Source organism: Trichococcus flocculiformis (assembly GCF_900113645.1).
Lineage (GTDB): Bacteria > Bacillota > Bacilli > Lactobacillales > Aerococcaceae > Trichococcus > Trichococcus flocculiformis.
The window spans coordinates 34456-47460 of record NZ_FOQC01000015.1 but is presented as its reverse complement, the minus strand read 5'-3'; the positions used below and the strand labels follow the sequence as shown (position 1 = coordinate 47460).

General features: G+C 49.2%; 12 protein-coding genes. 8 read left to right on the top strand and 4 right to left on the bottom strand.

Annotated features, from left to right (window positions below; all coding sequences use genetic code 11):
• Both BMZ71_RS07325 and BMZ71_RS07320 read right to left on the bottom strand, forming a co-directional pair.
• The coding region (locus BMZ71_RS07325; protein ID WP_177187532.1) for a transposase at nucleotides 1-267 on the bottom strand (267 nt) is incomplete at its 3' end.
• A 344-nt stretch (nucleotides 268-611) separates the two neighbouring features.
• Nucleotides 612-1571, bottom strand: coding sequence for an RluA family pseudouridine synthase (locus tag BMZ71_RS07320; RefSeq protein ID WP_086989224.1), 960 nt, complete (start codon nucleotides 1569-1571; stop codon nucleotides 612-614).
• Nucleotides 1572-1734: 163 nt separating this feature from the next.
• Between BMZ71_RS07320 and BMZ71_RS07315 the strand changes: the two genes are divergently transcribed.
• Nucleotides 1735-4188 carry an ATP-binding cassette domain-containing protein gene (locus tag BMZ71_RS07315; RefSeq protein WP_086989225.1) on the top strand — a complete coding sequence of 818 codons (2454 nt, stop codon included), beginning with the start codon at nucleotides 1735-1737 and terminating at the stop codon, nucleotides 4186-4188.
• A gap of 339 nt (nucleotides 4189-4527) precedes the next feature.
• Nucleotides 4528-5460, top strand: a complete 933-nt coding sequence (locus BMZ71_RS07310) for a LysR family transcriptional regulator (RefSeq protein ID WP_086989226.1) — start codon at nucleotides 4528-4530, stop codon at nucleotides 5458-5460.
• Between the two features lie 135 nt (nucleotides 5461-5595).
• Here BMZ71_RS07310 and BMZ71_RS07305 read toward each other — a convergent pair whose 3' ends face one another.
• Nucleotides 5596-6702 (bottom strand): YncE family protein, encoded by a 1107-nt coding sequence (locus BMZ71_RS07305; protein WP_086989227.1) that lies wholly within the window; start codon nucleotides 6700-6702, stop codon nucleotides 5596-5598.
• 319 nt (nucleotides 6703-7021) lie between these two features.
• Here BMZ71_RS07305 and BMZ71_RS07300 point away from each other — a divergent pair, with 319 nt between their 5' ends.
• The 6 genes from BMZ71_RS07300 to BMZ71_RS07275 all read left to right on the top strand — a co-directional run bounded on the left by BMZ71_RS07300 (nucleotide 7022) and on the right by BMZ71_RS07275 (nucleotide 12341).
• Nucleotides 7022-7522 carry a hypothetical protein gene (locus BMZ71_RS07300; RefSeq protein WP_086989228.1) on the top strand — a complete coding sequence of 167 codons (501 nt, stop codon included), beginning with the start codon at nucleotides 7022-7024 and terminating at the stop codon, nucleotides 7520-7522.
• A gap of 100 nt (nucleotides 7523-7622) precedes the next feature.
• A complete protein-coding gene (locus tag BMZ71_RS07295; protein ID WP_086989229.1) occupies nucleotides 7623-8123 on the top strand; it encodes a GNAT family N-acetyltransferase in 501 nt (166 codons plus the stop codon).
• A gap of 102 nt (nucleotides 8124-8225) precedes the next feature.
• Entirely contained in the window at nucleotides 8226-8759 is a 534-nt protein-coding gene (locus BMZ71_RS07290) for a GNAT family N-acetyltransferase (protein ID WP_086989230.1), read from the top strand.
• Nucleotides 8760-8799: 40 nt separating this feature from the next.
• On the top strand, nucleotides 8800-9921 hold the full coding sequence (locus BMZ71_RS07285; protein WP_086989231.1) for a YibE/F family protein: 1122 nt from the start codon (nucleotides 8800-8802) through the stop codon (nucleotides 9919-9921).
• Nucleotides 9918-10679 (top strand): YibE/F family protein, encoded by a 762-nt coding sequence (locus tag BMZ71_RS07280; RefSeq protein WP_086989232.1) that lies wholly within the window; start codon nucleotides 9918-9920, stop codon nucleotides 10677-10679. The genes BMZ71_RS07285 and BMZ71_RS07280 overlap by 4 nt, the downstream gene beginning before the upstream one ends.
• Nucleotides 10680-10832: 153 nt before the next feature.
• Complete coding sequence (locus BMZ71_RS07275; RefSeq protein WP_086989233.1) at nucleotides 10833-12341, top strand: DUF1846 domain-containing protein; 1509 nt, start codon at nucleotides 10833-10835, stop codon at nucleotides 12339-12341.
• Nucleotides 12342-12559: 218 nt separating this feature from the next.
• On the opposite strand, the gene BMZ71_RS07270 is transcribed toward BMZ71_RS07275, so the two are convergent.
• Entirely contained in the window at nucleotides 12560-13000 is a 441-nt protein-coding gene (locus tag BMZ71_RS07270; RefSeq protein ID WP_086989234.1) for an Lrp/AsnC family transcriptional regulator, read from the bottom strand.
• Nucleotides 13001-13005: the final 5 nt, after the last annotated feature.

The window sequence follows — 13005 nt, the reverse complement described above, 5'->3', positions numbered from 1 at the left end:
TTTGAATGATATATCATATCTAGCCCTTTCGCATAGATCGCGATCTGACAAAGGATTCAGAATTTTGAGAAGTAATAGTTTCAACATATAAACAGGATCAGCAGCCTTTCTTCCGAAATCAACCGTATAATTCTTTTTTATTTCGTCATAAACAAAAGAGAAATCCACCAGTGTATTTATTTTTCTTAATATATGGTCCTCAGGGACCAAAATATCATAAAGTTGAGCGTAAGGACTCACTGTGAGCCTTTCTTCATTGCGTAGCATAATTATCACCCCTTCATATCTTTATTTTCCTCCAAAATACAAAAAAAGCCAGAAATTTATCTGACTTTTTCAGCAGCCTCAAGCCACTTTGGCGGGGAATGCCACTATGAACGCTACGAACTCGAACCCCATTCCAGACAAACATACCCCCAAACCACAAAGAAGAGGCTGGGACAAAACTCCAGCCTCAAATTATATATTCGAATATTATTTGCGTAAACGTGCGCCAAAAGGCAGGCCCTGGCTCCACTTCACGGAGAATGCTCAGATGGTCTGCGACCATCCTGCGCTTCTTCGCTCCAGTGATCCGGGTTTAAACGCCTATTGACCCACTCTCTTTCTTCTTATTTCGAATACAGCAGAAAGGCTTTCGGCACCGGTGCGCTGAAGCGGACGAGCTCACCGGTCGCAGGATGGATGAAAGCGAGTGTGGTAGCGTGCAGCCCCAAACGCTTCATCGGATTGGTACGGGCACCGTATTTCTTATCTCCGGCAACCGGATGGCCCAAGGATTCCATGTGGACGCGGATCTGATTCTTGCGTCCGGTCTCCAGCTCCACTTCCAAGAGCGAATATTCCTTGTTTGCGCGGATCTTGCGGTAATGGGTCACGGCATGCTGGCCGCCGTTGTCTTTCGGACTGGAATGAACCTTCATGGCTTTGCTCTCGGTCAGCCACGAGGAAATCGTGCCTGCATCCTTCTTGATTTCGCCCTCGACCAGAGCGGTATAGATGCGTTCTTTGACGATTTCTTTCCAATTATTTTGCAGCTTTTCTTTCAGCTCTTCGGATTTTGCGAACAGCATGACGCCGGAGGTATCCCGGTCCAGGCGATGCACGACGAATATCCGGTTTGCTTTGTTGTCTTCTTTGACGTATTGGCTCAATTGGCGATAAGCGGTCGGTTCCTTTGGATCGTCGGTTGCCATCGACAACAGGCCGGCATCCTTGTTGATCACGATGATGGATTCGTCCTCAAACAGGATCTTGAGGCCTGATAGGGAAGTTTTTTTGAGGGCTTCCTTATTTGCCAGAATGCCGACAGTCTGTCCGGGTTCCAATGGGTGATTGTGTTTGGTAATGGACTTGCCGTCGACCGTCACTTGTCCGCGGGTAAGGATCGATTTGACCGAATTGCGGCTTTGTTTGCTGAGGATCTGCAGCAAGAAGGGCAACAATTCGCTCGGTTCGGTCACAGGGTATTGGGTAACCCCTTTGGTGGACGGGCTTTTTTGGGGTTCTGTCGCCTTGACCTGACGATTGCGTTTATTGTTATTTGTATTCTTTTGGTTTGTTTTTTTCATCTGATTTCGCTCCTGACTCTGTTCGCCGCCTGAGTATCGCGGTCGTCTCTCTTCTGAAGTATAACAGAAAACTGAGCATCCATCCCGCCTAATCAGGACAAAAATGCAGCAAGTGGCATATAATTGAAACAAAAGGATATCAAAAGGAAGCGAGGGAGCAGTCATGGAATACATAAGCATCAGCGGTGCCAAGGAAGGGAATCTGAAGAACATCACGGTGGACTTGCCCCGGAACAAATGGATCGTCCTCACAGGGGTATCCGGTTCCGGGAAAACGACGCTGGCGATGGATGTGCTCTATCAGGAATGCCAACGCCAATATCTGGAGGCGATCGGCTACCAAGGTATACGCAAGCCGGATATCGATGCGATCCGAAATGTGTCCCCCGCTATCCAAATCCAGCAGCAAGCCTACAATAAAAATCCGCGTTCGACTGTGGGAACGGTCACTGACATCTATACCGATCTGCGGATGCTGTACGAGAAGTTGAGCACAAGGGACTGCCCGGCTTGCGGGAAGGAATTCAGTTCGGCGGATTGCCGTGAGGAAACCGAAAAGACCGCTGATGACTTCAAGGTGTTCCAGTATTGTCCGCATTGCGCTCAGCGGATGGAAAAGCTGACCCGCACCCATTTTTCCTACAACACCCGTGAAGGGGCCTGCGCCACCTGCCAAGGTTTGAGGGAGGTAATGACAGTTGCTGAAGGGAAAGTGCTCCATGAAGAGCTATCGCTGGAAGCTGGCGCGGTCGTTTTTTGGGAAAAACGCTACCGTGAGTATCAACTGGAGTCGTTCTATGCCGCTTGTGACCATTACGGGATTCCGCTGAAAACAAATATGCCTGTGAAGGGCTTTTTGCCTTCGCAGCGCGTGCTGTTGCTGCAGGGAGCCGAAAGTGAAGCAGTGCGTCGGTTGGTCCCGGATGTGCCGGTGCCCCGAACGGTTGCTGAAGGCCGGTATGAAGGTGTGTTGCCGAACCTTTGGCGCAGAATGGCAGATCAAAAAGGGGCTTCCAAACTTCGGGAAGCCTACTTTGAATCTGCTATCTGCCCGGAATGCCATGGCGAGCGATTGAATGAGCTGAGCAGGAGCGTGACCGTGAAGGGGACGCGCTTGCCTGAACTGTCCGGGTCATCATTGACCGGTCTCGTGGATTGGATCCGCGAACTTGATGCAAATCTGACGCATTCGGAACAACTGTTGGCGGGCGTCTATGTGACGGATCTGAAGACCAAACTGAAAAGGATCCTGAAGTTGGGATTGGGCTATCTGTCGCTCGACAGGCAGACGATGACGCTGTCGGGAGGGGAAGCGCAGCGTCTGCGGTTGGCGGCTGTCCTCGATTCGGATCTGACGGGTGTCATCTACATCCTGGATGAACCGACAATCAGTCTGCATCCAAAAGATACAGCCGGGCTCCTGACGGTCCTGCGCTCGCTGAGGGACAAAGGCAATACGGTGCTCGTCATCGAACATGACACAGCCGTCATGGCGGCAGCGGATTACCTGATTGATATCGGTCCGGGAGCCGGGAAATATGGGGGCGAAGTCATCGGATCGGGAACGCTGCAGCAAATCAAAGATCAAGCGACATCCGTCACCGGTGCCTATCTGAACAGCAACCCGGAACCGCGCGAAATTTTCCGCAAAGGATCCGGTGATTTCATCGAGGTGAGCCAAGCGAACAAGCATAACCTGCGGAACCTGACAGTCCGTTTTCCTATCGGTTGTCTGGTTTGGGTCACTGGCGTATCAGGGTCCGGGAAATCGACACTCGTGTTCGATGTGCTGGCGAAAGGGGACACTGGCCCTTCGGAGGAAGCGGATCAGGTGAGCGGGACCGGCTCATTCGACCGGATTGTCGTCGTGGAACAGGCCCCGCTCACCCGGATGAAACGTTCGAATGTCGCGACCTATTCGGATGCCTACACGGAAATCCGGAAAATTTTCGGCCAACAGCAGACTGCCATTGATAAGGGAATGACAGCCAATCACTTTTCCTTCAATGTGAAAGGGGGGCGCTGCGATCATTGCGAAGGCTTGGGGGTCGTCACTAACAACCTGTTGTTTTTTGAAGACCAGCAAGTCCCTTGTCCCGTCTGTTTGGGTAAACGCTTCAAGGATGAAGTCTTGTCCGTGACCTATCGTGGCCATTCAATCACTGCGGTGCTGGGGTTGTCGGTTGAGGAAGGTGCGGAACTGTTTGCGGATTCGCCCAAAATCAGTGCCATCCTGAAACTGCTCCAGGAGGTCGGCCTCGGATACCTCGAGCTCGGCCAAACGACAACGACTTTGTCAGGCGGGGAAGCGCAACGGCTCAAGCTGGCAGTGGAACTCCTGGCAAATCGGGGGAAAAAGAATCTTTATTTGATCGATGAACCGACTACTGGTCTGCACCCGCTCGATGTCGAAAAATTCCTGAGATTGTTGGATCGGATGGTAGATTCCGGCAGCACAGTGATCGTTGTGGAACACAATCAACAGATCATCGCGGCTGCGGATTGGATCATCGACCTTGGTCCGGGTGGCGGAACTGCCGGCGGGAAAGTCATTGCGGAAGGGACCCCATCTGATATCCGGAAAGACAAAAATTCGGTGACGGGAAAATTCATTTAAGGCCGAAAAAGTGAAAATGATTGACAGATGCCGGGAAAATCGCTATCTTATTAGAAAGCGATGAGGACAGAAGGGGAGGCAGAACCATGCAGAAGATGATGTGTTGTATGTGCGGATGTAAGAAACATGCAAGTATATTCTTATCATCTTTTGATCTCCGCAGCCGGGTGAGCGTGGCCACTCTGTAAAGGGGATCAGGGGCAGATTGTGCATCCACATCCAAGTGAAGCGCTGAAATGATGATGAATACTCGTGCATGTGTGTTTTGTTGACGCGCATGCACTTTTTTTGTGGAAACGATGGGACCCCATCGGAAAATAGAGCCAAGGAGGCAAAAATATGAACCTGCAACAATTGCGTTATGTCATCACAGTAGCGAAATACGGCACTTTTCGGGAGGCCGCAAGGCAATTATATATGGCGCAGTCCAGTCTGTCGTCAAGCATCAAAGATCTGGAGGAAGAATATGGCATCCAGATCTTCGAGCGTTCCAAAAAAGGGATCGAAATAACCAAAGAAGGGGCTATGCTTTTGGAATTCGCCGATCAGATCGTAGCCCAAGCGGACCAATTGGATTACCGCTATCTATCTGCGACCGAAAACAGGAGACTTTTTTCCGTCTCCAGCCAGCACTATGATTTTGCTTCGGAAGGCTTTGCCCGACTGGTTTCGGAAAAGAAGGAAGAATCATTGAATTTCCGTTTCCTGGAGACGAGCACCTCGAAAGTGATGGAAGACGTGCGGGATGCCGTCAGCGAAGTCGGCTTCATCTATCTGAATGATTTCAACGGGAAGGTCATCAAGCAGTATCTCGAAGCCTTCGACCTGAAATTCGATCCGTTGATCGCGTTCCAACCGCATGTGTTCCTCAGCGAATTCCATCCGTTGGCGAAGAAGGAGAGAATAACGCAGGAGGAACTCCATCCGTACCCTGTCATTTCCTTCGATCAAAGCAAAAATAGCACCTTGCAGTTGATGGAAGAATCGATCCAAGTCGATCAAAATGCTCAGCGGATCAGTGCCAGTGACCGCGCAACCGTATTGAATCTGCTGTCCGTGACGAATGGTTACTTGGTCGGATCCGGTCTCCTGAAATCAAACACGCAGGACCATATCGTCGTGGTACCGATGGATGTCGATCAAAAAAATACCATCGGCTTCATTTATTCGAAAGTGCGTCCGCTCAGCAAAATCTCCAAGCGCTACATGGAAATCGTAAGGGAACTGTTGGAGGGAGATCAACGCATCGAACTGACGGATCATGTAGACTGAAACATCCATATTACCGTTTGTCCGATTCTATGCGGATATCGGACAAAGAAGCACAAACCCCAAGCCGCAAAAACATAGCAGCCAACCCCAAACAAACAGGAGGCAGTCCCGCAAGCGGGATAACCTCCTGTTTGTTCATTCTGCGAACAGCGAATCGATTTCCACACGCAGTACCCGGTCGATGCTTGGGTTGCCATGGGCGCGGTAAGGGTAAGCACCTGATTCGAAGAGAATGTAGAGCTGCTTCCCGACCACGGCAATCTGTTCCAGATAGGACGGCATCGTGATTTCGGTGCTGGCGTTCTTATCGGTGAAATTTTCGGTTTCCTTCAAGCGATCGAAAGAAAGCAGCGTCGAGTCCTTCTTTCTGCCGGCAGAGCGCGACAGCATCAGCTTTTCGCGATAAAAAGCCAGACCTTGGATTTCTTTGCCGATCTTGTCGACATCGTCGGGATAAGCCTCTTCTGTGCTTTTTCCTGTATCGAGCGCATGGACTTCCTTTCCGTCTTCGTCTTCTGTTGTGGAAATGAGGTAGCGGTGCATGACACTTGTCTCTTCGTCATCGAAATGCGCTACGTAGAGGTCATCGCCGTGGACCGTGATTGTTGAAGCGCGTTTGATGTCAGGCAGTTCGATGCTGTCCGTATAGGTAATCGGTTCAGCGGAATCCGCGAAGTCATAGGCTTCAATATCCTTCAAAGACAGAGTGATGACCTGCGCGGTGTCGCCTTTTTCCGAGGTGACCCAGAGCAGCTCATGGTTGTTGTCGTAGGCGAGGCCGCCTGCATGCGGAATGCCGTCCAAGACGATTTCCTTGATGAAGGAACCGCTCTTTTTTTCAAGCACATAGATGACGGAATTGTGTTCTTTGGTTTGGCAATAAGCCGATATGAACAGGTAATCTTTGTTGACGGCCAAACCTTGCGGCGTCATGGTGGTGCAGATGTCCGCTTCTTCGTGTTCATGATGGAGCGTCAAAGTGGCATCCATTCCCGGGATGATGAAAATGTTGTCTTCCGGATCGATGCCATCCTCTTCAAAAGCCGCTCGGTACAGTTCGGGATAGTCGGACAATCCCTCCTTTAGTTCATCCAGTGAACCGAGGCTGGCTTCCGTGTTCGTTTCTTCGGCAAAAGTCAACCGTTCGATTTTTCCGTTCTTTGTGAAGAGAACGAGTGTAAGAATGCCTGCAATCACGATGCCGATGAGGGCGAACTTCAATTTTCCCATTTTCCTTGCCATATGATCACTTCCTAAACTATATATTTCGACAAATTTGTTATTGTATATAGTTTACTATAGGAGTTTATCAGTAACCAACGAAAAGCCTCTGGTGCAAAGGCAAGTGAGGAATATCTGTCCTTACAAAAGCATTTTTTGATGCAGTAAAATAAAACTATTGAAGTATTGATAATAGTTGGGAATGTTATCCAGTCTGAAATCGAGTACCTATCCATAACAATGTAGATAACGTATAATAGAAGGACGCAATCAGGCGCAGCGCAATCGGCCTGACGAAGGGATCAACACTACCAATATTGAACAGAAAGAGGATTTTACCATGTCGAAGTTAGGTTTGCAGCTCAGCCCGGCAGACAGCGAAAGCAAATGTTTGGTGGCGGAAATTACCGGAGCGGACGAAGTATACATTTTAAAAAGAGACTTCATCCCGGCCGAACCGGAAGGCGGATGGATCCTCTACGATGGCTGGTACCAGCTGAATGGAGCGGTGCCCGGTGTCACGGAGTTCAAAAAGGAATATATCCGCATCAAGGACGGAAAAGTCAGAAGGAACCTTCCATTCCGGGAACTCGTCGAAAGCCTGGATGAAATAAAAGCCGGTGAAGGCCCTCGTGTTGAAAGGATGCGCAAGGAAATCATCGCCATTTTGGATGAAATCAAAGAAGCGGCCTACTGTGAGCCTGTGGTGGAGGGCATCGAAAAACAAAAGGAAGATTTGGATATGGCGGATGAGCCGGATCAGATCAAAAACGCGCTCTACATGCTGAAAAAACAAAAGCAATCCTATATCCAGCAGTACCGAAAGATGTTCAACCTATAAGAATCCAGATTGTCGGGGATGAAAACAATAAAAATGCAGGAAAACAATAAAATTTCCGGTATAATCTTATTTAAATGGAAAAATGGAAGGCGGTGGAGCAATGATCAGAAAAGCAATGCCAGCGGATCTGCCTGCAATCATGGAAATCATCAATGAGGCGAAAGTCACACTGAAGGCATCCGGCATCGATCAATGGCAAAAAGGGTACCCGAACGAAGCGGTCATTCTTCAGGATATGGCCGGAGGGTACAGCTATATCTACTTGCGGGACGGTATCCCAGCGGCAACTTTTGCATTTTTTTACGGCGAGGACCCTACCTATAAAGTCATCACCGAAGGCCAATGGCTAACGGATAATCCTTACACGGTCATCCATCGCATCACGATAAAAGGAACATTCCGTGGTCAGGGCGTTCTTGGGGAAATCGTCGCATGGGCTGGGGATGAATCGCGTAAAAGAGGCTATACGAGTATGCGCATCGATACGCATCCCGACAACAAAAGCATGCAGCGGGCCCTGCAGAAAGCCGGCTACACCTACTGCGGCCACATCCTGACGAGCATCGGCGATATGCGTTGGGGTTACGAAAAGCTACTGTAAAAAGAACTCTGCAGATTTTCAAGAAGGATTGCGCCTGACCAAGAGGCGCAATCCTTTTCGCATGGAATGGTCGACCAGTGGAAACGATGAGGAGATAATGAAATGAACGTGCAACTAAAAAATTTACCATTGAACGAGGAACTGATCCAGGCAGTGTGCCGTTGGGAAAATGACCCGGCTATTTCACCGTTCATCACGCCGCACTATGTTGAAACAAGTGAGCTGCCTTCGGTGACGGAAGGCAATGTCCGCGAGAGCCTGTCCAATCCGGACAAACGCAATTATTTCATCTGCGTGGATGACAAGCCGATTGGGATTGCATCGATCATCCGCGACTTTCCTGCCCTGTTGAAGAATGACGGGAAAACAGCTTGGCTGGGAATCTATATCGGCGATCCGGATTGGCGCAACAAAGGCATCGGCAAAACGGTCATGGCTCTGTATGAAGAGGAATGCCGGAGTCTCGGCTATCGGCGCATCGAACTGGGGGTGTTTTCCCACAATGCCGGCGCAATCAGATTGTATGAAAGATCCGGCTTCACACAAATAGGCGTCATTCCTCACTTCACCTATTCACAAGGCCAATGGCGCGACGACATCCGAATGGAAAAGATTCTCTGTCACAATCTAGGATAAAATCCATGCGGCAATCTATTGGAGGGAGGAAAAACAACGGATGAAAAAAGGAGTGCTGGTTAGATCTAAACGTATATTACTGACCTTCTTTGCGGCGTTGTTGGGGCTGCTGACACTATTCAGCTATCATAACTACGCATGGTACGAAGAACCGATCGCCAAAATAACCGCAGCGGAAGTTGTTGGAACCGATGAAACGATTGGTGCAGGTCAGGAAAACTATCCCATATACAACCAAAAACTGACGGCTGTACTGATGAACGGGGAGTCGAAAGGGACGCAAGTCGTGATAGAAAACAACTATTCCGACTCACTTGCCTATAGCCAGATGTACCGTTCAGGGGATGAAGTGTTCCTTTCCTTAAGCGAGCGTGCTTCGGGTACCCTGACAGGTAAAATTTCCGGAATAAAGCGGGATAAATATGTTGTCCTTTTTGGATCCTTATTTCTTTTCGTATTGGTGGCGGTAGCGGGGAAAAAAGGTCTGCTTTCCCTCGTCAGTATTGCAGGGAACATATTGCTGTTCAATATCGCTTTGGACAGCTATGAAATTGCAGATAACGCACAGCTATTATGGATAAGCAGTGCTGCAGTGATCGGATGGACCGTCCTGACACTGCTCTTGGTCAGCGGCCGAAACAGAAAGACTTACGCGGCTATCCTTTCTACTTTGATCGGAACATTCCTGACTTTGATCATCGCTTATGGGGTCATTGCCGGGACGAACGGGCAAGGCCTGCGCTATGAGGAAATGCAGTTTGTGACGCATTACCCGCGACGAATCTTCCTATCCAGCATATTGATCGGATCGTTGGGTGCGGTGATGGATGTCGCCATTACGATGACCGCGGCCATTCAGGAACTGTACGAAAAAGACCCCGCAATATCCGGCAAAGCTTTATTCCAGTCGGGACGCGAAATCGGCAAGGACATCATGGGAACGATGGCAAATGTGTTGCTTTTTGCCTATGTTAGCGGAGCGATTCCGACGCTCGTTTTTTATCTGGAGAACGGCTCCGATGTGTTCCATACCTTTTCGATGCAATTATCTTTGGAAATCACCCGAGCTTTGGCGGGCAGTTTGGGTATCGTTTTGACGGTTCCGTTGGCAATGCTCACAGCTGTCCGTCTGATTCCCAAGAAAGCGGGTGATCGGCGATGAGCGTGCAACTGGTATTGGCGCTGTTGCTTTTGCTGCTGATGGTTGTAGTGGGCGGCAGACGTGGTATTTCTTCGTTCCTGTCGTTGTTTTTCAACTTTGCTGTCCTCTATGTATTGGTGTTGCTGTTGATAAATGGCTTTCCTGCACTTGTTGTTACCCTGCTGGCTTGTGCGGTGGTCAGCTACATCAATTTATTCTACATAAACGGCGTGAATGTTAAAACGAAGGCGGCCTTTATTGCGACGATCGTTACGACTTTTTTTTTGTTGTTACTGACTATTGTTGTGCATCGGTTTGCGATGATCCAGGGCTTCGGTCCCGAGGAAGTGGAGGAGTACACCACGCTTTCCTTTTTTGTGAATGTTGATTTTGTCCAAATCGGAATTTGTACCATGATAACCGGAACGATAGCTGCCATTACGGACACGGCTATCTCCATTTCATCTTCATTGTATGAGGTCTATAACTGCAATCCGCAGTTGGGGGAAAAAGAATTATTCCGTTCGGGGATGACAATCGGAAAGGACATCATCGGAACAACGACGAATACGCTCTATTTTTCTTTCGTCGGCAGTTATCTCGCACTTTTTCTCTGGTTCAGGGACCTGTCTTATCCTTTCGGGGAGGCGCTGAACGCAAAAGTGCTCGTTTCGGAAGTCCTTTCCATGTTCGTCATCGGCATCGGAGTGACCGGCATTATCCCACTCACCGCGTGGGTTACGGCTCGCATGTTGTTGAACGAATCATCGCGGGATTAAAATGCTTATTGCCAATCAAAGAAATTGCTCTATAATAGTTAGAGTTGAAAACAAAGCTTTTTGGATGAGGCAGATCATACAGTTTCGCATCCGGGAAGAGACGCATAATAGTAAGTATACAGATACACCATTCAGACAATCGGAGGAAAACAGATGAAAAAAATCGGCTTTGATCCACAGAAGTACATTGAAGAGCAATCGAAATATATTCTCGAACGGGTCAACAATTACGATAAATTGTATCTTGAATTCGGAGGGAAACTGATCGGCGACAAGCATGCGAAACGCGTATTGCCTGGTTTCGATGAAGACGCAAAAATCAAATTGCTGCAGAAACTAAAAGACCAAGCGGAAATTTTGATTTGTGTATATGCGGGGGATATCGAACGCAATAAAATCCGCGGCGACTACGGCATCACTTATGATATGGATGTCTTCCGCTTGATCGACGAGCTGAGGGATTATGGATTATCCGTCAACAGTGTCGTCATCACGCGCTATAACGGACAACCGGCCACTAAAGTGTTCATCAACAAACTCGAAAAACGCGACATCAAAGTCTATACCCATGGCGCCATCGAAGGTTATCCTTCCAATATCGAAAAGATCGTCAGCGAAGAGGGGTTCGGCCAGAACACTTATATTCCGACGACCAAGCCGATTGTCGTCGTTACCGCTCCGGGTCCCGGCAGCGGCAAGTTGGCTACCTGCTTGAACCAACTGTACCACGAACGCCGTCAAGGGCGCGTGGCCGGCTATTCTAAATTCGAGACTTTCCCGGTCTGGAATGTTCCTTTGAAGCACCCGCTGAACATTGCCTATGAAGCCGCAACAGTCGATCTGAAGGATGTCAACATGATGGACAACTATCATTTTGAGACTTACAACGAAGTGGCAGTCAACTACAACCGTGATCTGGAGACTTTCCCGGTCATCAAACGGATCATCGAGCGCATCACCGGCAAGGAATCCGTCTACCAATCACCGACTGACATGGGCGTGAACCGAGTAGGCTTCGGCATCACCGATGATGAAGCGATCCGTGAAGCGTCGAAGCAGGAAATCATCCGCCGCAGCTTCGACACGGAATGCGACTATAAGAAAGGTTTGAGTGATGAAGAGACGCGCGATCATATGCGTCTGATCATGGAAGAACTTGAGCTGAAGCAGGAAGACCGCGCACCAGTAAAACCTGCCCGCGCATACGCGGAACGCTTGATGAAACGTACGGTTGACAACGAAATTCCTGCGGTCATCGCTTTCGAATTGAACGACGGAAGAATCATCACCGGCAGGACTTCCGATCTGATGGATGCTTGTTCCTCAGCCATCTTGAACGCTATCAAAGCCTTGGCGAACATTTCCGACGACATCCTGTTGTTGTCTCCGGTCATTCTCGAGCCAATCAAAAAGCTGAAGAGCGATGGCTTGCACAAGCGCATCCCGACATTGACTGCGAACGAGATCCTGATCGCGCTATCCATATCAGCGGTCACGAATCCGACAGCCCAGTTGGCTTACGATAAACTTTCCGAGCTGAAGGATGTGCAAGCCCATTCGACGGTCATCCTTAACAAAGATGATGATCAGATCCTCCGGAATCTTGGCCTCGACATCACCTGCGATCCGGTTTACCCATCCGAGAATCTTTACTACGTATAATAGAGTGTGATGAATCGCGTTTAGACACCCGTACGTTGGAGAAACCAGCTGCCGTTCACCTCTTTTATGGACGACAGCTGGTTTCGAAACGGTAGTGGTGTCTGCGAATCAGAACACGTTTGCGATAAATCGTCAGAATCCAATTTCAAAGGCTATCCGCTCCCTATCATTTTCGGGAGCGGATAGCTTTTTTTCGGGGCTGATGCGGATCGTTATTGTCATTGGTCCTCAAAATGGATGCCCCTGGGACCGACCGAGGTTGAGAAGACGATCTGCGTGTAGGTCTTGCCGAACTGCTGCAGTTCGCCGATGAAAGTATCCAATTCCTTCGTCGTCGGAAAGGCGACCTTCAGGAGCATCGAAAATTCTCCGGTCACGCAGTTGCATTCCAACACATTCGGGATGCCTTCCACGAATGGATAAAATACCGGCTTTTGCTTGGGATCGACCTCCAGATTGATGAAAGCTTTGATGTTGTAACCCAGCGCCTGAAGGTTCACGTGAGCGCCGTAATCAGTGATGATGCCGTTCCGCTCCAGCTGGGCGATCCTTGCGGAAATCGCCGGCGAAGACAAAAAAGTGGCCTCACCGATTTCCTTCAGCGAAGCCCGCGCATTCGTCTGCAGAATGTTCAAAATTTGTTTATCGATTTTATCCATTGGAG